Origin of the sequence: Alcaligenes faecalis (assembly GCF_005311025.1) — a bacterium.
In the GTDB taxonomy this organism is placed as follows: domain Bacteria; phylum Pseudomonadota; class Gammaproteobacteria; order Burkholderiales; family Burkholderiaceae_B; genus Alcaligenes; species Alcaligenes phenolicus.
In genome coordinates this window covers 2,749,188-2,768,860 of sequence record NZ_CP031747.1, presented here as the reverse complement: position 1 = coordinate 2,768,860, position 19,673 = coordinate 2,749,188, and the positions used below count along the sequence as shown (strand labels likewise).

The 19,673-nt window shown below is 56.4% G+C and carries 19 protein-coding genes; 14 read left to right on the top strand and 5 right to left on the bottom strand.

Annotation, left to right across the window (positions count from 1 at the left end; all coding sequences use genetic code 11):
- Window positions 1–12 precede the first annotated feature (12 nt).
- Window positions 13–147 (bottom strand): 50S ribosomal protein L34, encoded by a 135-nt coding sequence (gene rpmH / locus D0C27_RS12785; RefSeq protein ID WP_003800771.1) that lies wholly within the window; start codon window positions 145–147, stop codon window positions 13–15.
- A gap of 224 nt (window positions 148–371) precedes the next feature.
- Here rpmH and dnaA point away from each other — a divergent pair, with 224 nt between their 5' ends.
- The 4 genes from dnaA (at window position 372) to D0C27_RS12765 (ending at window position 6,553) form a co-directional block, all read left to right on the top strand.
- Window positions 372–1,769, top strand: a complete 1,398-nt coding sequence (gene dnaA / locus D0C27_RS12780; RefSeq protein WP_009461437.1) for a chromosomal replication initiator protein DnaA — start codon at window positions 372–374, stop codon at window positions 1,767–1,769.
- 2 nt (window positions 1,770–1,771) lie between these two features.
- A complete protein-coding gene (dnaN, locus tag D0C27_RS12775; RefSeq protein WP_009461439.1) occupies window positions 1,772–2,881 on the top strand; it encodes a DNA polymerase III subunit beta in 1,110 nt (369 codons plus the stop codon).
- Between the two features lie 76 nt (window positions 2,882–2,957).
- A complete protein-coding gene (gene gyrB / locus D0C27_RS12770) occupies window positions 2,958–5,411 on the top strand; it encodes a DNA topoisomerase (ATP-hydrolyzing) subunit B (protein WP_083055118.1) in 2,454 nt (817 codons plus the stop codon).
- A 440-nt stretch (window positions 5,412–5,851) separates the two neighbouring features.
- A complete protein-coding gene (locus D0C27_RS12765; protein ID WP_009461443.1) occupies window positions 5,852–6,553 on the top strand; it encodes a pseudouridine synthase in 702 nt (233 codons plus the stop codon).
- A gap of 170 nt (window positions 6,554–6,723) precedes the next feature.
- On the opposite strand, the gene D0C27_RS12760 is transcribed toward D0C27_RS12765, so the two are convergent.
- Window positions 6,724–7,191, bottom strand: a complete 468-nt coding sequence (locus D0C27_RS12760; protein ID WP_060186788.1) for a GNAT family N-acetyltransferase — start codon at window positions 7,189–7,191, stop codon at window positions 6,724–6,726.
- A 478-nt stretch (window positions 7,192–7,669) separates the two neighbouring features.
- On the opposite strand from D0C27_RS12760, the gene D0C27_RS12755 reads away from it, so the two are divergent.
- From D0C27_RS12755 to D0C27_RS12730, 6 genes are all read left to right on the top strand, one after another.
- Window positions 7,670–8,152 (top strand): TRAP transporter small permease, encoded by a 483-nt coding sequence (locus D0C27_RS12755; RefSeq protein WP_035269473.1) that lies wholly within the window; start codon window positions 7,670–7,672, stop codon window positions 8,150–8,152.
- Complete coding sequence (locus D0C27_RS12750) at window positions 8,152–9,441, top strand: TRAP transporter large permease (protein ID WP_083055131.1); 1,290 nt, start codon at window positions 8,152–8,154, stop codon at window positions 9,439–9,441. The genes D0C27_RS12755 and D0C27_RS12750 overlap by 1 nt, the downstream gene beginning before the upstream one ends.
- 39 nt (window positions 9,442–9,480) lie before the next feature.
- Window positions 9,481–10,515 carry a TRAP transporter substrate-binding protein gene (locus D0C27_RS12745; protein WP_137431117.1) on the top strand — a complete coding sequence of 345 codons (1,035 nt, stop codon included), beginning with the start codon at window positions 9,481–9,483 and terminating at the stop codon, window positions 10,513–10,515.
- A gap of 7 nt (window positions 10,516–10,522) precedes the next feature.
- Window positions 10,523–11,353, top strand: a complete 831-nt coding sequence (locus D0C27_RS12740) for an alpha/beta hydrolase (protein ID WP_137431116.1) — start codon at window positions 10,523–10,525, stop codon at window positions 11,351–11,353.
- Window positions 11,354–11,533: 180 nt separating this feature from the next.
- On the top strand, window positions 11,534–11,824 hold the full coding sequence (locus tag D0C27_RS12735) for a DNA-binding protein (protein WP_042485083.1): 291 nt from the start codon (window positions 11,534–11,536) through the stop codon (window positions 11,822–11,824).
- 67 nt (window positions 11,825–11,891) lie between these two features.
- Entirely contained in the window at window positions 11,892–12,347 is a 456-nt protein-coding gene (locus tag D0C27_RS12730) for a GFA family protein (protein WP_137431115.1), read from the top strand.
- Window positions 12,348–12,491: 144 nt separating this feature from the next.
- Here the strand turns inward: D0C27_RS12730 and D0C27_RS12725 are convergent, their stop codons facing one another.
- The 3 genes from D0C27_RS12725 to D0C27_RS19545 all read right to left on the bottom strand — a co-directional run bounded on the left by D0C27_RS12725 (window position 12,492) and on the right by D0C27_RS19545 (window position 15,723).
- The gene (locus tag D0C27_RS12725) at window positions 12,492–13,676 is read right to left on the bottom strand and encodes a porin (RefSeq protein WP_035269984.1); all 1,185 of its coding nucleotides are present in this window, start codon (window positions 13,674–13,676) and stop codon (window positions 12,492–12,494) included.
- A gap of 165 nt (window positions 13,677–13,841) precedes the next feature.
- Window positions 13,842–14,765, bottom strand: a complete 924-nt coding sequence (locus D0C27_RS12720; protein WP_137431114.1) for a dihydrodipicolinate synthase family protein — start codon at window positions 14,763–14,765, stop codon at window positions 13,842–13,844.
- 43 nt (window positions 14,766–14,808) lie between these two features.
- Window positions 14,809–15,723 carry a Rid family hydrolase gene (locus D0C27_RS19545; RefSeq protein ID WP_240688250.1) on the bottom strand — a complete coding sequence of 305 codons (915 nt, stop codon included), beginning with the start codon at window positions 15,721–15,723 and terminating at the stop codon, window positions 14,809–14,811.
- Between the two features lie 360 nt (window positions 15,724–16,083).
- Between D0C27_RS19545 and D0C27_RS12705 the strand changes: the two genes are divergently transcribed.
- Genes D0C27_RS12705 through D0C27_RS12690 form a run of 4 tightly spaced genes read left to right on the top strand, consistent with a single transcriptional unit; the run spans window position 16,084 to window position 19,605 of the window.
- Window positions 16,084–16,620 (top strand): helix-turn-helix domain-containing protein, encoded by a 537-nt coding sequence (locus D0C27_RS12705; protein WP_026483973.1) that lies wholly within the window; start codon window positions 16,084–16,086, stop codon window positions 16,618–16,620.
- Window positions 16,621–16,663: 43 nt separating this feature from the next.
- The gene (locus D0C27_RS12700; RefSeq protein ID WP_137431113.1) at window positions 16,664–17,893 is read left to right on the top strand and encodes an NAD(P)/FAD-dependent oxidoreductase; all 1,230 of its coding nucleotides are present in this window, start codon (window positions 16,664–16,666) and stop codon (window positions 17,891–17,893) included.
- Window positions 17,886–18,176 carry a (2Fe-2S)-binding protein gene (locus tag D0C27_RS12695; RefSeq protein WP_080655528.1) on the top strand — a complete coding sequence of 97 codons (291 nt, stop codon included), beginning with the start codon at window positions 17,886–17,888 and terminating at the stop codon, window positions 18,174–18,176. Before D0C27_RS12700 ends, D0C27_RS12695 begins: the two co-directional genes overlap by 8 nt.
- A complete protein-coding gene (locus tag D0C27_RS12690; protein WP_137431112.1) occupies window positions 18,169–19,605 on the top strand; it encodes an NAD(P)/FAD-dependent oxidoreductase in 1,437 nt (478 codons plus the stop codon). The genes D0C27_RS12695 and D0C27_RS12690 overlap by 8 nt, the downstream gene beginning before the upstream one ends.
- Window positions 19,606–19,673: the final 68 nt, after the last annotated feature.

Below are 19,673 nucleotides of genomic sequence, written 5' to 3'. Positions count from 1 at the left end.
TCCCGACATGGCTTATACAGCCAGACGTTTGCGACCTTTAGCGCGACGTGCGTTCAAAACAGCGCGGCCACCGCGAGTTTTCATGCGAACGCGAAAACCGTGGGTACGCTTGCGACGGGTAACAGAGGGTTGGTAGGTGCGTTTCATGGTGTATCCAAAAAAATGAGCCGCCAGAAATCGCAGAAAATCTCCACCCCGACAGCGCAAACGCTTGGGATCTGGCAACAGAAAATCGTGTTAAGCCCGTCATTTCAGCAAATTCTTTCTGTTGTGTCAATTATTTAGCCCGATATTACGCAACTAAATTTGTTAGCCTGTGGATAACTTGGCACAGCTCAGGGTAGAATCGAGGTTTACAGAAGTGATGACCGATGAATGAATTCTGGCAGTCCTGCGTTCAGAAATTGGAGCAGGAGCTTCCCCCCCAACAAATAAGTGCGTGGATACGTCCACTGGTTCCCCTGGACTTCGACAGCGAAGCCGGGGTGTTGCGCGTTTCTGCTCCTAATCGTTTCAAACTGGATTGGGTCCGCAAGAATTTCGCCACTCGCATAGAGGAACTGGCTTCGGATTTCTACGAATGTCCCGTAACGGTTCAGTTCGAGCTGCCTTCGGCCAGCGCGGCGCCTCGTCGCGCCCTGGCCGATCGTGCCGCTCCTGCGCCTGCAGGCAGCCCCGCCGGTGAAAACCTGGCCCCTCCTGTTGCCAACCCGGCCATGACGGCGGTGGTGGATGCGGTACAGGATCGTTCGCGCCTGAACGCCGAACTGACTTTCGACAACTTCGTGACGGGTAAAGCCAACCAGCTGGCACGCGCAGCGGCCTTGCAGGTGGCCGAGAACCCCGGTGTCTCCTATAACCCACTCTTTCTGTATGGCGGTGTGGGTTTGGGCAAGACCCACCTGATTCACGCGATCGGCAATGCGCTGGTCGCCAATGGCAATGGTGTGCGGGTACGTTACGTCCATGCCGACCAATACGTGTCGGACGTGGTCAAGGCGTATCAGCGCAAGGCGTTTGACGAGTTCAAGCGCTACTACCATTCGCTGGACTTGCTGCTGATTGACGATATTCAGTTTTTCGCCGGCAAGAACCGTACGCAGGAAGAGTTTTTCTACGCCTTTGAAGCGATGGTGGCTCAGCGCAAGCAGATCATCATCACCTCGGATACCTATCCCAAAGAGCTGGCCAATATTGATAGCCGCCTGATCTCGCGCTTTGACTCCGGCCTGACCGTGGCCATCGAGCCGCCCGAGCTCGAAATGCGCGTGGCGATCTTGTTGCGCAAGGCTCAGGCCGAAGGCATTGCCATGCCCGAAGAAGTGGCCTTCTTCATTGCCAAGCATCTGCGCAGCAATGTGCGCGAGCTGGAAGGGGCGCTGCGCAAGGTTTCGGCCTACGCGCGTTTCCATGGCCGCGATGTCTTGACGGTGGAAGTGTGCAAGGATGCACTGAAGGATTTGCTGTCGGTCTCCAATGGGCAGATCACAGTGGAAAATATTCAGAAAACCGTGGCCGATTTTTATAAAATCAAGGTCGCGGATATGTACTCCAAGCGCCGCCCCGCCAATATCGCCATGCCGCGCCAGGTGGCCATGTATCTGGCCAAGGAACTGACCCAAAAGAGTTTGCCGGAAATTGGCGATCTTTTCGGTGGTAGGGACCACACTACGGTGCTGCACGCGGTGCGCAAAATCTCGGATGCACGCACCAAGCAAGCCGAACTGAATCACGCATTACACGTACTGGAACAAACTCTCAAAGGATGACCATGCAACTCGTTCAAGCTACCCGCGACGCATTGCTAAAGCCCTTATCCACAGTAGTTGGCATTGTGGAGCGCCGCCATACTTTGCCGATTCTGGCCAACATCCTGCTGCGTAAAAACGGCTCTGATGTCTCTTTCCTGGCAACCGACCTGGAAGTGCAGATCACCACCAATGCCGACTTTGGTGTGGGTGAGGACAATGCAGCCACCACGGTGGCGGCCCGCAAGCTGCTGGACATTCTGAAAGCCCTGCCCGACTTTGGCGATGTGCGCCTGGGCCTGGACAGCGGCAAGCTGACCATCCAGTCCGGCAAGAGCCGCTTTCAGTTGCAGACTCTGGAAGCCGCTGATTTTCCAGTGCTGAACCTGCCAGAGCAGTGGGACGTGTCCTTGAGCATGCCCCAGCGCACTTTGAAGCACCTGTTCAATACGGTGCACTTTGCCATGGCGCAGCAAGACATTCGCTACTACCTGAACGGTATGTTGCTGGTGTTTGAACCCGGCCTGGTACGTACGGTTACCACGGACGGTCACCGCCTGGCTCATAATGCCACCGCAATTGACGGCGTGCAGGAACGTCACGACATCATCGTGCCGCGCAAGACGGTGCTGGAAATGCAGCGTTTGCTGGGCGATACCGACGATCTGGTCAACATTGATGTGTCCAGCCGTCAGATTCGTTTCCGCTTTGGCGATGTGGAGTTGGTCTCCAAACTGGTTGAAGGCAAATTCCCCGACTTTGCTCGTGTGATTCCTTCCAACTACACCCGCCACTTCGATGTCAGCCGTGAAGTGCTGCAAGGCAGTTTGCAACGTGCTGCCATTCTGACCACCGACAAACTGCGTGGCGTGCGACTGCAACTGTCGCAAAACCAGCTGAAGATTTCTGCTTCCAACGCTGAACAGGAAGAAGCCGTCGAAGAGCTGGATATTGATTATGAACACGAAAGTCTGGACGTTGGCTTTAACGTCAGCTACCTGCTCGATGTGTTGGCCAGCATCAAGGACGAAACAGTCCGCTGGTCTGTGCAGCCCGATGCCAATGCCTCTGTGTTGATGACGCTGCCCGAGCAAGAAGACTTCAAGTACGTGGTCATGCCGATGCGCATTTAATGCAGCATGTTTGACCGGTATGGCCCGCCGGGCCATACCCGCTTGAAGCAGACAGGCTATTACAAGGTTTTATGCTATGACCGATCAAACCACGACCACCCAGCCAGCCGATTACGGCGCTGATTCCATCAAAATGCTCAAAGGCCTGGAGGCCGTGCGCAAGCGTCCAGGCATGTACATCGGGGACACCTCCGATGGCACCGGCCTGCACCACATGGTTTTCGAGGTGGTGGATAACGCGATTGATGAGGCCTTGGCCGGTCATTGCGACGATATCGTCGTCACTATCCACTCCGACAACAGCATTTCGGTGTGCGATAACGGCCGCGGTATTCCAACCGATATCCACAAGGACGACGAACACCAGCGCAGCGCCGCTGAAATCGTCATGACCGAACTGCACGCCGGCGGTAAATTCGACCAGAACTCCTACAAGGTATCTGGCGGTTTGCACGGTGTGGGTGTGTCTTGTGTGAACGCCCTGTCCGAATGGTTGTTGCTGACCATCTGGCGCAATGGCAACGAACACCAGGTCGAGTTCCGCCGTGGCGAGCGCACTGCGCCCCTGGCGGTGACCGGTCCTGCAGAAGGCCGCACGGGTACCTGCGTGCGTTACCTGGCCGACGTGGAAATTTTCAGCAATATCGAATACCACCACGAGATCCTGGCCAAGCGCCTGCGCGAGCTGTCCTTCCTGAACAATGGCGTGAAGATTCGCCTGGTTGACGAGATTCAGGGTAAGGAAGAAGACTTTGCCTTCCTGGGCGGCGTCAAAGGCTTTGTGGACTTCATCAACCGCAACAAGACCCCGCTGCACCCTAACGTGTTCAGCGTGGCAACCGAGTCCAATGCCGGCGGTACGCCAGTATCGGTTGAAGTGGCCATGCAGTGGAACGACAGCTACGCCGAAACCGTGCTGTGTTTCACCAACAATATTCCCCAGCGCGACGGTGGTTCCCACCTGACCGGTCTGCGTGCGGCCATGACCCGCGTGCTGAACAAGTACATTGCCGACAACGAACTGGCCAAGAAAGCCAAGGTCGACACCTCCGGTGACGACATGCGTGAAGGCCTGGTGTGCGTGCTGTCGGTGAAGGTGCCCGAGCCCAAGTTCAGCAGCCAGACCAAAGACAAGCTAGTGTCCAGCGAAGTGCGTCCCGCCGTGGAAGAAGCCGTGGCCCGCACCCTGGAAACTTGGCTGTTGGAAAATCCGAACGACGCCAAGGCCTTGTGCGGCAAGATCGTGGAAGCAGCCCGTGCCCGTGAAGCGGCCCGTAAAGCCCGCGAAATGACCCGTCGCAAGAGCGTGCTGGAAGGCGCTGGCCTGCCCGGCAAGCTGGCCGACTGCCAGGAAAAAGATCCCGCCTTGTGCGAACTGTACATTGTGGAGGGTGACTCCGCAGGCGGCTCGGCCAAGCAAGGCCGGGACCGTAAATTCCAGGCCATTCTGCCGTTGCGCGGCAAGGTGCTGAACGTAGAAAAAGCCCGTTTCGATCGTCTGATTTCCAGCGAGCAGATCACCACCCTGATCACCGCCCTGGGTACCAGCATCGGTCCGGACTTTGATATCGACAAACTGCGCTACCACCGCATCATCATCATGACTGACGCGGACGTGGACGGTGCTCACATTCGTACCCTGCTGCTGACACTGCTGTATCGTCAGATGCCCGAGCTGATCGAGCGTGGCTATGTGTACATCGCGCAGCCGCCCTTGTTCAAGGTTAAGGTTGGGCGTGAAGAGATGTACCTGAAGGACGAGGCCGAGGAAGCGGAATTCATGTTGAAGCTGGCCCTGCGCGATGCAGTGCTGACGCCAGCTGAAGGTGCAGCTCCCATCACAGGCGAAGCCTTGTCCGACTACGCTCATCGCTACGTGAAGGCCAAGGCCGTGATTGAGCGCCTGTCGCGTCATATGGACGGCGATGCCCTGTCAGCATTGGCTGAAGGCGTGAAGTTGAACTTGGATACACAGGAAGCCGCCGAACAAACTGCTAAGGATTTGGAGAAGGCCCTGTTCGACGAAGCTGCCCCCACCGTCGTCAAAGTCTTTGCCGCCTTTGATGAAGGGAGCGAATCCTGGCGTGTGGTGGTGCAGCGTCTGCACCATGGCAACATCCGTGTCACGGTGTTTGACCGCAACTTCGTGCGTGGTGGCGATCACCAAACTTTGGCCCGCGCTGGCGAGACCTTTGCCGGTCTGATCGGTGATGGCGCCATGGTGGCTCGTGGTGAAGGCGAGAAGCGTCGTGAAACCGCCGTGGATGACTTCCGTGAAGTCATGCAATGGCTGTTGACCGAAGCCGAACGCGGGCTTAGCAAGCAGCGCTACAAAGGTCTGGGTGAGATGAACCCCAGCCAGCTGTGGGAAACCACCATGGACCCCACTGTACGTCGTTTGCTGCGTGTGCAGATTGCTGATGCTATCGATGCGGATCAGATCTTCACCACGCTGATGGGTGATCACGTTGAGCCACGTCGTGCCTTTATCGAATCCCATGCCTTGCAGGCGGGGAACCTGGATATTTAAGGCTGTCGGTGCTCACCGTTCCTGAAAGCTGTTCGGCTTGATGAAAACCGATCTCAGGAATTCGTGAAAAACCTCGCAGTGATGCGAATGAATAAAATGGGCTCCGGCGTTCCTGCTGGGGCTCATTTTTTTGGTGATGACTGATGAGCTCTGAGTCTTAAAGATTCAGCGTCTTTGGGCAGGCTCAATTAATTTTTGTCAGTAGACACGGACTGATCAATTGCCTGGTGGGTTGGTGGCAATGGCGTCACGCGCCAGGAATGGAAAGGTGCGGAATCAAGCTGATGTGGTCTACTTGCAGTGATACACCCTGCTTCAGAACGAACTAAAAGAAGGGGCGTGGGGATCTGATGGTGGTACCTGGCGTCGGCCTTGCAAGGCCTCTTGATCGATCGTAAAGACGCTGTAAATTATTCAATAATTCTTTGTTTGGAAATGGAATGCGACTGGACAAGTTTCTTGGTGAGAGCACGGACCTGAGTCGCTCAGACGCGCGTAAAGTGCTTAAAAGCGGAGAAATCACCGTCAATGGCGAGGTAGTGACCAAAGGCACTCACGTTGTACAAGAGGGTGATGTAGTGTGCTGGGATGATGAGCCGCTTGCCCTGATTGGCCTGCGTTACATCATGCTCAATAAGCCCGCTGGTTACGAGTGCAGCCTTAAAAATAGTGCTTACCCGTCCGTGATGATGCTGATCGATGTAGAAAAGCGCGAGCGCTTGCACACCGTCGGTCGCTTGGATGTGGATACTACCGGCCTGATTTTGATTACGGATGACGGCCAGTGGACGCATCGTATTATCTCGCCCCGCCATCAATGCGATAAGGTCTACGTGGCGACCTTGGCAGAGCCTTTGCCTGATAATGCAGAAGAATTGTTCAAGGCCGGTATCTTGTTGAATGGCGAGGACAAACCAACGCTGCCAGCCGTGCTGGAACGCATTGATGAACGCACTGCGCGGCTGACCATCCAGGAAGGGAAATACCATCAGGTGAAGCGTATGTTTGCTTCCCTGGGGAATCTGGTTCAGACCTTGCATCGCGAGCGTATTGGCTCTCTGTCCCTGGACGACAGCCTGGAGCCAGGCGAGTCGCGCTACTTAACGCCTGCCGAGGTGCAGCAGTTTGTAGAAGAAGGCTGAACTCCTGGCCCTTGGGTCTGGCTTTGATAAGTCAAAGGTGTATCAAGGCCAAGGCTTTGATGTCCTGACTTTGGGAAACCAGTCAAAAAAAAGCGCTCAAACAGAATGTGGTTGAGCGCTTTTTTGTACCTGCTCAATCATCAAAGGGTCTGGTGGCGCGGTGTCCTGCCTTATTTAAGCGCCTTGCGCATGATGCTGGTGTTGTGTTCATAGCCTAGTTGCTCATATAGCGCGATAGCGCCCCGATTATTGCTCAAGACCCCCAGCTCGATGTAGTCCAGTCCACGCACTTGTGCCCACTCCTGGGCGGTCTGCATCAGCAGCTTGCCCAGTCCCATGCCTCGTGCCGATTCCGTCACGACAAGATCAATCACATAGGCAAAGTCATGCGGCGTGATGCAGTTGTACGGCGGGGTCTTTTGCTGCTGAACAATAATAAAACCCAGCGCCTGATCGTCCTTCTCGGCCACAAACAAGGCTGCCTGGTCCGACTCGATCATGGACTGGATAAAGCCCTCGTCCTGCCGTGCTTGCAGGTAGTAGTGCGGTTGCAAATGATGCATGTGGGCGAATAGCTCGGCGTACATATCTCCAATCGTGCCAATGTCAGCAAGTTGGGCGGGACGTAGGGTGGGCATGGTTCGGGCTCTTGGTCAGTAATAAAGCGGAAGCGAAAACAGAAGCGTCTTGATGGTAGGCCGGGCACGGGGAGGAGGCAAATCTTCTGTTCAGAATATCCCTTCAATAACAAGGGGTAATCCGCTTTCATGCAGGCCTGAAGCTTGGGTCCGGCTTCGTTCCCTGTACACCTTTTCCCCCTGAGAGCCGCTTCTGTACATTTATCCCTGTTTTTGTAAAGTATTTGTGCACGTACTTTACGACCGTCTTTTTCCTGCAAGCTCTTTTCCCGGGTTTCATAATGAGGCTCTGAAACCCTTGTGTATTCAGGTTTTTTATAAATATTTAATGGAAAACCCCAAGCTTATTTTTTTCAAAAAACTAGAGGTTTAAAGTAATATCACACTGTTTTTGGGCAAATTTTGTGTACATTTAATGCACGAAATTTACACGAGGCACTGAAATTTACACGCAATGCCTATAGAGGGGAGGAGATTGATGCAGACCCGTTTCTTGCGTCATGTTTGTAGTTGGATGTTCGGGCTGTCCGCACTGGCCATTCTGGCCTTGATGGCGGTGGCCTTTGCCGATGTCATGATGCGCAGCTTCGTGCGGCCGCTGTCAGGCGCTTTTGAATTAACCGAGGTGCTGGTCGGGGTGATGGTGTTTGCCGCCCTGCCCTTTGTCACCTTGAGTGGCAAGCACGTCAAAGTGTCCCTGCTGCGCTCTCTGGTGGGCAAGAACGTGCTGGTGCAAGGTCTGTTGCGTTGGTGCAGTCGCGTGGCGACAGGCGTGCTGATGGCCTTTCTGGCTTACCACCTGTGGGCCCTGGGTGTGCAGTTTGCACAGACCAATTCGCGCGCGGTTTTTGCGGACCTGCCCCTGGCGCCTTTTGCCTATTTTGCAGCGGCAATGTGCGCCCTATCCACGCTGGCCGCACTGTTCAGTGCCGACGGCGACGAGCTCGCTGAGGAAAAATAATGACTGTCGTTGTCACTGGCATGATCATCCTGATCGTGCTCATGGTCCTGGAAGTACCCATCGCGGTGGCGATGGCTCTGGTTGGTATTGGTGGCTTTGCTTACGTGGTCGATTGGGGCCCGGCCGCCTATATGGCTGCGGAAACCTCGTATCGCCTGGTTCATAACTACAACTTGTCCGTCATCCCGCTGTTCATCCTGATGGGCAATCTGGTGACACGGGCGGATGTCTCCAAAGACCTGTTCGATCTGGCCTATCGCTTTGTCGGTCATCGTCGTGGCGGTCTGGCCATTGCCACAGTGCTGTCGGGCGGCATGTTCTCGGCCGTATGCGGTTCCAGCTTTGCGACGACGGCCACCATGGCCCGGGTCGCCTATCCCTCCATGAAGCGCTACGGCTATGCCGATTCCCTGGCAGGCGGCGCTATTGCCTCGGCCGGTACTTTGGGTGCCATGATCCCGCCCAGCGTGCCCCTGATTGTCTATGGCGTGCTGACCAGCAATGACATCGGCAAGCTGTTCATTGCGGCTGTATTGCCGGGCATCCTGGGCATGGTGCTGTACATAGGCGCGGTTATGGTGGCCACTCGCATGACACCCGGCCTGGCTGGCGCGGGCGAGCGCAGCTCCTGGATCGAACGTATTCGCGGCTTGAAGAGTGTGGGTTCGGTCTTGCTGCTGTTCCTGCTGGTGATTGGCGGGATTTACGGCAACTTGTTCACGCCGACTGAAGCGGCCGGTATTGGTGCGGTCGGTGCCCTGCTCATCATGATCTGGCGTCGCAAGTTCTCCTGGCAGAGCTTGATGGGTGCCTTGCGTGAAACCGCCATGACCAGTGCCGCCATCTTCGTGATTATGGTGGGGGCACAGATCTTCACCACCTTTGTGAACGTGGCCGGCTTTACCGCCCTGTTGTCCGATGCGGTCCAGCAATGGGACTTGCCGGGCTGGGGCATTTTGCTGGGCATTGTGGTGCTGTACCTGGTCCTGGGCTGCATGCTGGAAGGTATGTCCATGCTCTTGCTGACCTTGCCCATTGTTTACCCGCTAATCATCAACCAGGGTCTGGACCCGATCTGGTTCGGCATTCTGGTGGTCACCTTGATCGAAGTGGGTCTGATCACACCGCCCTTGGGGATGAACGTGTTTGTGCTCAATTCCGTGGTGCCGTCCATGTCGCTCAGCACTATTTACCGCGGCGTTATCTATTTTGTCTTTGCTGATCTGCTGCGCCTGGCGCTTTTGATTGGCATTCCCGGCATTGCTTTGTTTCTGCCCTCATTGATGTAAGCCATTTTTATTGAATCTGATTTTCTCGAAGGAATAAGCATGATTAAGCAAGTTAGCAAATGGGTGGGGGTAGCGGCAGTCGCCCTGGCAGCCAGCACCAGCGTTCAGGCACAAAACGTCACGCTGCGTTTTTCCAATTGGTTGCCACCCACCCATCCCATGGTGACCGAGATGTTGAACCCTTGGGCCAAGGATGTGGAACAGGCAACGGAAGGACGGGTGAAGATTCAGGTTTTGCCGCCTCTGGGCACCCCGGCTTCGCACTACGATCTGGTGCGTAATGGTGTGGCGGACATGACCATTGGTGTGCACTCCTACACCCCGGAGCGTTTCAAGTTGACGGAAATGGTGGAGTTGCCCATGACGGCCGAGAACGCTCAGGTGAACTCGCTGGCCTACTGGCGTACTTATCAGAAGTACTTCATGGGCAAGAACGAGCACGCTGGCACCAAATTGCTGGGCGCGTGGGTTCCTGGCTCGTACCAGTTGTGGACAGCCGCCAAGGTAGACAGCCTGGACAAGCTGGATGGCACCAAAATCCGTATTCCCGGTGTGCTGGTGGAGCGTATCGCCAAGCTGCTGGGTCTGGTGTCGATTTCCTCGACGCTGACCGAAGCCTATGACCAGATTTCGCGCGGCATTATTGATGGCATGTTCCAGAACTACACCACGGTGATCGACTTCAATCTGGCGCGCTTCATGCCGAACTTGTTCATCTTGCCCGGTGGTTTCTCTGCCTCCAGCCAGTTCATGGTGATTAACGAGCGCAGCTGGCAGCGTATCAGCGAGGCCGACCGTGCCGCGATTGATGCCTTGTCGGGTGAAGCACTGGTCAAGCGTTTCTCGGGTATCTGGCAAAAAAACAATATGGCGGCTTTTGATCGCTTGAGCGCTGAAGGCATCAAGGTGCACCGTATTGAAGGCGAGCAGCTGGAAGCCATGAAGACCAAGCTGGCGGTGATTGAGCAGCAATGGTTGAGCGAAGCCAAGGGTGTGGAGGCTCAGGAAGCGCTGAACTTCTACCGTGCCGAGCTGGATCGCGTGGCTGCTGAATTGGGCGTTCCCAAGGACTAAGCCCGTCATGACACAGCATCTGGAAAGTGAATACAACGCCAGTTGGCATGTGCCCGACCATAAGGAGATTGTGGCCTCGTGGTCGGGGTTGGCCGAGCAGTTTCGGGCTGGTTCGCGTCATGAAGCCAATCAGCCTTACGGCCCGGAAACGCGTAATGTCATGGACATTCACTTTCCGGTTGTGGAGCGCCCGGATGCGGCGGTGCTGATGTTCATTCATGGTGGTTATTGGCAATCCATGGACCAGCGTCGTTTCAGCCATCTGGCACAAGGCAGCGTGGATAACGGCCTGATTACGGTATTGCCTACCTATACCTTATGCCCGCAGGCGAGCGTGGCGCAGATCATTGATGAGCTGCGCCTGGCTTGCGCGACGGTCTGGCGACGTTTCAAGCGTCCGATCGTGGTGGCAGGACACTCGGCAGGGGGCCACTTGGCAGCTTGCCTGCTGGCTACGGATTGGCCCGGTTTTGCACCGGACCTGCCCCACGACATGTTGCAGGCGGGCCTGGGTTTGTCCGGCTTGTATGACCTGGAACCGCTGACGCATATCGGCATCAATGATGCCTTGCAGCTCAATGCCGATACCGCCCGAGCCTCCAGCCCCTTGTTCTGGCCTGCCCCTGCCAATGGGCAGCCTTTCGAGGCCTGGGTAGGCGGTGACGAAACCTCGGAATTTCATCGTCAAAGTCAGGAACTGGCCAAGGTTTGGTCCAGGCAAGGAGTGGATGCGGTGTACCGCAGCCTGCCGGGAACAAATCACTACAACGTGATCGCGGCCTTGGCCGATAAAGAATCCGTACTGTCAGCGCGTCTGGTTGCGCTGGCAAGGAATTGAGTGATCTCTGTCTTTCATTAGACACACCACTTTTACCGGGCCTTTGGCCCGGTTTTTTTGTGCCTGCTTGATTCTCTTTAACTTTGTTCATTGTTAATAATTCGTCTTTAAACGAAAATAACGCAGAAAGACTGCATGGGGCGCTTATTTATTGGTAGGACTGGCAGGAGAGAAAAGACCATGAGAAGCAGATCACATGATGAGGCTATGGCCGATCTGTATCGCAGTGATCCGGCCTTGGCATTAGAGACTATCAATCAGATTTTGGAGGACGGGGATCAGGCCGAACTCCTGATCGTGTTGCGTCAATTGGCACAGGCTTTTGGTGGTGTGCAGGCAGTTGCCGAGCAGGCGCAGTTAAATCCGACGCAGCTTTACAGGACCTTGTCCCCCAAGGGGAATCCGGCCTTGAGCAGCCTGACGGCCATTTTGAAGGCAATGGGCCTGCGTCTTGCGGTGCAGCCTTTGTAGGCTTCTGGCGGATCATGATTTAGCATGACATTTCCCGCCCTGGACTTATTGTGATTCAAAGCCATTCATGACTGAAAACACCCCTGATACTCGCCCTGTGCATAAAGCGGCCTGCCATTGCGGAGCCGTTCGTTTCAATGTGAAGCTGACCGATGGTCTGCGTTCGGCGCGCCGTTGCAATTGCTCCTATTGCCGCATGCGTGGCGCGGTGGCGGTGTCGGCTAACCTGGCCGATATTCAGGTGGAGCAAGGGCAGGATGCACTGACGCTTTATCAGTTCAACACCGGGCAGGCCCAGCATTATTTCTGTTCGCATTGCGGGATTTATACCTTCCATCAGCGCCGTTCCAACCCGGAGCAGTATGGAGTGAACGTAGCCTGTATTGAGGGCATGAGCCCCTTCGACTTTGAAGAAGTACCGGTTAATGAAGGCCGTAGTCATCCCAAGGATCGTCCGGGCGGTGGCAGTGTGATTGCTGGCTGGTTGCGTTATCAGGCAAATCCCCAGGCGCCGGACGACTGACGTTGCCTGCCCGGTGGTTAAAAAAACGCCCCTTACGGCTAGCGTAGAGGGGCGTATAAAAACAGATAGCGCGGAACAGAATCGCGTATCTACGGAAAAACAGTACAGCGAGTCAGGGTGTGGCCCCCGAAGGGGCGTCCCGCTTTAGAACTTGTGGTTAAAGGCTACGTACAGCTGTGTGGCGCGTGCGTCTGGCAGGAAGGTCAGGTTCTGTGCATAGCCGCCGTACACGTACACCATGGTGCGCTTGGACAGGTCGTACTGATAACCCACCGAGTACACATGCTGACGTTTGGTCTGCGCATTGGGGCCGGTAATGCTCTCTGGCAAGTTGCGTGGATCAGCCATGTTCCAGCCCAGCGAGAAGCGGCCGCCTGCCAATGGTGTGGTCACACCAAAAGAGTAGGAGTTGATCCGCAGGCCTGGCACTGCTGCAAAGGAAGGCAGCGGGTTGGTGACGTTGCTCAGGCCAAAGACCTGGGTGGCGAACAGGCCGTCGCGAGTCTGGCCGATGCCGGCAAACACTTTGACCACATCAAAGTCGTAGCTGGCCGCCCCCGCCCAGGCGCTGACACGGGTAGAGTCGGCGGCAGGGCGTGCGCCGCTGGCAGACTGTTTATTGATGTGCAGTTGGTCGTACACCAGAGCGGCGCTCAAGGGACCGTTGTTGTAGCGCAGGCCGGTGGTCACTGCACGGATATTGTTGTCTTTGCTGTTGGTGCCATCCGGGCGCTCGCTATCCCAGTGCTGCTGTCCGTTGATGTTGAAGGAATAGCCAATACCGAACTGAAAGCCGTTCAACGTGGGCGATTGGTATTGGATCTGGTTGTCGTAACGCACCGTGTTGGCCACGCTGAAGGTCGATCCAAAGCCTACAATTCCACCACCGCCACCCAAGGGGTGAGCCATGCTGAAGTATTCGGTAGGCATATTGTTCTTCAGACCGAAATCCACCTGACCCCAGTCCTCGCCGGCCAGACCCAGTGTGGCCTGACGGCCAAACAGGCGACCACCCTGAATGGACTTGCCGGTAGGCACATCAAAGCCGCTTTCCAGCACAAATTTGGCTTGCAGCCCGTTGCCCAGATCTTCCGTGCCGCGGATACCCCAGCGGCTGCCAAAATGTACACCGCTATTAGGACCCAGGCGCGAAGTCTTGAACTCGGTGGCATCAGTCCGGTCCCGGCTGTAGCTGCTATTACCCTTGTTCATGTCGTAGCCAACACCCGTGTCCAAAATCCCGTACAGGGTGATGGATGCGTGGGCTGCCGAGCTGGCCATCAGTAAAAACAGGGCCGTACTGACCGCGGTTTTATTTCTTGTTTTCAATTCCTCTTCTCCTTCGTGGTAGATAAAAAAAGCGTGCAGCAATCCCCCTACCGCAAGTGATGCAGCAAGAAACAGGCGCAACAAAGCAGGCAGGGCAAAGTGCCTGCGCCGTGTACCAGCGAAGGGGGTGTGGGGCGAGTACCGGCGGTACTCGCGGCAGGGGTCTTAGATCAGTTCAAGATCGACCAAAGTTTGGCGTATGACGTCTATCTCGGTGTCCTCGACCTCCAGAATGGGGCGGCGTACATAGGGCTGCACGGGTACGCCGCGCATCTTGAATGCAACTTTCAGCACCGAGGGCGAGGAGCCGTAGCGGCCGATCAGCTCGGGGGTGTACCAGCGTTGCAGAATCTGTATGTCTTTCTGGCCGCAGGCGCGGGCAGCGTCTATATCGCCGCGCCAGATGTGGTTGTAAAAATCGGGTTGATAACGGCCCAGCACACCGCCTGCGCCAATCGTGCCGTCGCCGTCCACACTTTGCAGCAAGGACAGGCCGTGCTCATCCATGCGAAAGCCGTACACACGTACTTTGTCTTTCAGGCGGAACAGTGTCTTGATGAATTGCTCAATGCTGGGGCTGGATTGCTTGATGCCGACGACACCATCGATGTCTGTCAGCTGCTCCAGCAAATCCACCGACAAATCGATTCCGGTTCCGGCAGGCCAGTTGTAAATCACGATAGGCAGGGTGATTTCTTTGGCGATCTGCTGGTAAAAGGCCAGTATTTCCTTGTCATTGGGGCGTACATAGGGGGGCGGTGCAATCACGACCCCTTCATAGCCCAGTGCCTGGGCCTCTTGAGCAAGAGCGACCACTTCGGCGGGTGTGTAGCCGGTACAGCCTGCCAGTAAAGGCAATTTGCCGCGCATGGCGTCGGCACTGGCGCGGAACAGCTCTACCCGTTCCTGGTTGGACAGGCTGGTCCATTCGCTGGTGGTGCCGCCTACAAACAGACCGTGCATGCCCTCGGCATGCAGCCATTCCAGCATGCTGTGCAGTGCCGGTACATCCAGCTGTCGTGCTTCATCAAAAGGGGTGATGATGGTTGGGATATAGCCCTTCCAGTTCACCCGGTGTTTCTTGCTCATGTGTGTCACTTGTATGGGTTGAAGAAAAGAGGAGGCCTCTGGCTCAGGGCAGACGTGCCGTGGCTTCGATCTCGACCAGCATGTCTGGCAGTGCCAGATTGGCGACTCCCAGCAAGGTGTTGGCAGCCGGTTCGGCCCCTTCGTAAAACTCGTTGATCAGCGCGCAGATGGGGCCCAGCTCTTCAGGTGTGTGGCCGACCAGGTAGGTGCGCAAACGCACGACATCGCGCGGGCAGGCACCGGCTTCTTTCAGGACGGTTTTCAGGTTCTGCAAAGCCTGGCGGGTTTGTGCGATGCGATCGCCTGCACCCACTAACTGCCCTTCACCATTCCAGGCGACTTGCCCGGCCAGATGCACGGTGCGGCTGTTGTCCTGTACGACAGCGTGGGAAAAACCGAAGTTGGTGCTGTTGTAGAGCGATGCCGGATTCACGCATTCACGGCCCTGGGGGGCGTTCAGTGGTTGGCTGCGCTGGACCAGCTCAAAAATATTGCCCCAGGGGTCGGTGAAGTACTGGAATTGAGCACCGGCGGTCGGGCCAGAATCAAAGGCGATGCGGTCCAATACTGTGCAGCCGTGCTGTTCAAGTTGTGCCACCGCCTGATCCAGATCGGCCACCAGAAAACCCAGGTGATGTGCACCCACATGGTTGGACTTCAGGGCTCTTTGGGTGTCGCTGGCAGGTTGTGCGTAGGCAAACAGCTCGATATGAAAGCCATTGGGCAGCACCATAAAGGCCAGTTCCAGCTTGGCATCGGGTATGTCCAGGTGGGCGTGGGTCCAGTCTTTGCCTTGCGCAGAACGGGGCAGGTCAGCACTGTTGATGGGCCCCAGACGGTAGAGTTGGCGGGCACCAAACAGGCGTTCATAAAAAGCAATGGCCGCATCCAGATCGGGTACGGTCCAGGCGGCGTGATCAATTTGTTCAATAGCCAATGGCAAAACAGGCGATGTCATGAAGTCTCCGTTTATGCCCGTACGGGGGCTGTATACAAGATTGTGCAATAAAACTGCACATAATTTACGGTTAAATAATACTTTAGGCCTGTAGTTTTTTGTTGAAAAACCAGACTACGTATTTTCCCTAGGTAAAATATTGTTTATAAACAATGGTTTGTGATTTGTGTCTGTGGCGCCTATATCGGTGTTGCGTGTAAAGTGCTTGTGCACACGTGTAAAGTCTGGAAGAATTCAGCACTGAAACTGCACGGTTTGTGCAGTTTCGGAACATGCATTTGCACACCATTAGGCTGCCTCTCTTACCCTATAATTCGTGAAGTTCGGCTACACATAACTACACGAACATAGGACTTCAGAATGATAGGCAAACGACTTCATGAGCTGCGCGTGGCCAAGGGTCTGTCCCTGCGGGAGTTGGGTCAGATGGTCAAGCTCTCGCCCACGCTGCTCAGTCAGGTAGAACGCGGTGTCACCACACCCAGTTTGACGACCCTGCGCAAGCTCAGCGGGATCTTTGGGGAATCCATGTCTTCCTTGTTCATGGATACCAGCAAGGGGCCGTCGGTATGGATCAGCCGCCCTGGTGAACGCATGTTGTTGCGTGGCCCGCGTGGGGGTGTCGTCTATGAACGGCTCACCCGTGGCAATGGCGAGATGGAAGTGTTCCGGGCTGTTTACGAAGTCGGTCAACAGTCCATGGACGATATGTCGCACCCGTCCCTGGAAAGTGTCTATGTGGTCCGGGGTGTCATTACTGCAGAGATTGATAAGGTAAGTTTTGACGTCAAAGCTGGCGAGAACATCAGCTTTGATGCACGCCAAAGCCACCGTTACCTGAACCGGGGAACGGAGGAAGCGGAAATCATCATGTCGATTACCCCGCCCGTCCCCTGATTTGTCTTGATCCGGGGCGAACGGTGTACCGCATCACTACACTATGAGCCCCAAGCCTGATTCTCTTTCCCCCCTACCTGCCTGTGCCCCTGGCACCCTGCCCGCCCGGACGGATGTCCTGATCATTGGCGGCGGGCTGCTGGGCTGCGCCGCTGCCTACTATTTGAGCCTGGCGGGAGTGCCCGTGACCTTGATCGAACAAGGTGAGCTGGGCCTGCAGGCATCCAGCCAGAATGCGGGCAGCCTGCATTTTCAGATGGAATACCGCATGATCGAGGCGGGGCTGGAGGCCAGCAAACGCGCCTTGCAAGCCATGCCCTTGCATGTGGACGCCATTGCCCGCTGGCGGGCCCTGGAAGATCAGTTGGGTGTGTCGGTGGGCGTGCGTCAGAAAGGCGGCTTCATGCTGGCGGAAACGGCACAGCAAGCCCAGGTTTTGGAACAAAAAAGCCGTCTGGAAAACAAGGCTGGCCTGAAGGTCGAACTACTGGACCGGGCCGCATTACAAGCCAAAGCGCCCTATTTGTCGGATTCCGTGCTGATGGGGGCTTTTTGTGCTGATGAAGGCAAAGCCGACCCTCGCCGCGCCAGTCTGGCCCTGGCGGCCGCCGCGCGGGCCTTGGGTGCGCAGATCGTCAGCCAATGCCAGGTGGTGGACTTGAAGCGAGTGGGCTCGGGCTGGCAAGCCCAGGTGCTCAGTGGCGAGCAATGTCGCAGCAAGCAGGTTCTGATTGCGGCCGGTGTCTGGTCCGGACGTATTGCGCAAATGACCGGCTCGCAGTTACCTGTCAGCCCGATTGCCCTGACCATGACCGCCACCGCACGCACCGCGCCCTTTATGGACTACCTGTTCCAGCACGTGGGACGACGTCTGTCCTTGAAGCAAACGGCTGAAGGCACGGTACTGATTGGCGGCGGCTGGCCTTCCACACTGCATCACCGTAAGGGGATAGCGGATCTGGAACGCAAGCCCAGTCTGAACCTGGATTCTTTGCAACGCAGCATACAGACCGCCTGCAGCGTCGTCCCCCAACTGGCCTCCTTGCCTGTCTTGCGCTCCTGGACCGGGGTGACCTCTCTGGTGTCGGATCAACTGCCATTGCTGGGCCAAGTGCCGCACCGCCCCGGTTTGTTCATTGCCACTGGTGGAGCCGCCTTCACCCTGGGTTTGACCTACGCCCATTTGCTGGTAGCGCAGATGCTGGGTCAGCCGCCCAGCCTGGATATCTCTGCCTACGATCCTGATCGTTTTAGGAGTTTGACCTTTGCCTGACGCACAACGCTTGCTGCATAAACGCCAGCGCTTCGAGCCAGCTGTGGTGACAATCAATGGTCATGAGACAGCCTGTTATCTCGGTGAAACCGTGGCGACGGTTTTGCTGGCGGCCGGAGTGGGCGCTTTTCGTCGCACCGCCAGTGGTGCGCCACGTCGTCCGGTGTGCAATATGGGCGTGTGCTTTGACTGCATCGTGACCATTGACGGGGTGCAGGGGCAGCGCAGTTGCATGACTACGGTACGTAGCGGTATGCAGATCGAGGTAGCCGACGATGTCTGACATTCTGGATTTATTGATTGTGGGGGCAGGTCCGGCAGGACTGTCTGCGGCTCGAGTCGCCAGCTCGCAGGGTTTAAGCGTGGCCGTGCTGGACGAGCAGCCGCGCTTTGGCGGACAAGTATTCCGGCAGGCACCCGAGGAGTTTGCGGCAGCGGACCCGGACTCCATGCACACCTATCCTTTTTCACACAGCTTGTTTGCCTGGGCGCGGGCCACCACGGCTGTGCAGTGGCATTTCAGTACCCTGGTGTGGGGGATTTTTGACGACCCGCAGGATGAGCATGTGCGTCAGATCGGCACTGCTGGTCCACAGGGCGCCTCCGTGCTGAAAGCACGCCGGGTGTTGATTGCGACCGGGGCCTATGACTTGCCCGTGGCCTTTCCGGGTTGGACCTTGCCGGGCGTGCTGAGCGCCGGTGGTGTGCAAACCATGATCAAGAGCCAAAGCCTGATGCCGGGACAGCGTTTTCTGTTGGTGGGCGGCCATCCCTTGCTGCTTCTGGTTGCTGAGTTGTTGCTGGATGCCGGAGCACAGATTGCCGAAGTTGCCATCGCCCGCAGCTTGCCGTCCATAAAGGAAATGCTGCGCGCTACGCGTGCCCTGCCCGGACAGTCCCGGCTGGTTAAACAACTGCTGGCGATCTTGTTGAAACTGCGTCGTCATGGCGTGCCTTTGCGCTTTGCAACGGGTATAGAGCGTGTCCATGGTGACGAGTCCGTTCAGGCTGCCACGCTATGTAAAGTGGATCAAAACTGGCACGCCATCGCGGGCACACAAAGACGTGTAGAGGCAGATACGGTGGTCGTGGGTTATGGCCTGCTCGCCAGTACGGAATTGGCGCGTCAGGCTGGTTGTGCCGTGCGGTGGGACAGTGCCGCTGGCGGCTGGCTGGTGCAGCATGATGATAGGCTGCACAGTACTCAGTCAGGCGTACTGGTTGCTGGAGAGCAGACGGGTATTGCAGGAGCATTCAACGCCCATCTGCAAGGTGAACTGGCCGCGTGGCAATGTGTGCTGGAATTGCAGCAGCCAGCTGCCGTGACAGAGATAGAAAAAACCATTGCCGACCTGCAACTGCGCCTGGGTCGTAATCGTCGTTTTACCGACACCGTGATTGCCTTGTCGGCCCCCAAGCTGGAGGCATTGGCCCAGGCGATCACCCCGGATACGGTGGTGTGCCGCTGCGAGGAAGTCACGGCACAGGAGGTGAATCAGTTTCTGGACGCCCATCCTTATGTGACGGACATCAATAGCATCAAATTGGCCTGTCGTACCGGAATGGGCATGTGCCAGGGGCGCTACTGTCAGCACACTGTGGCGCAGATGCTGGCCAGCCGTTTGGGCAGAGGTATAGATCAAGTGGGAATTTACAAGGCTCAAGCGCCAGTGAAGCCTGTGCCGGTCGCGGCGTTGGCGCATATGGAGTAAGAGGGGCTTCTAACAAAGGACGTACAGTGCAATGACGAACGTCCCTTTTTTACAGGGGCGCTCTGTCC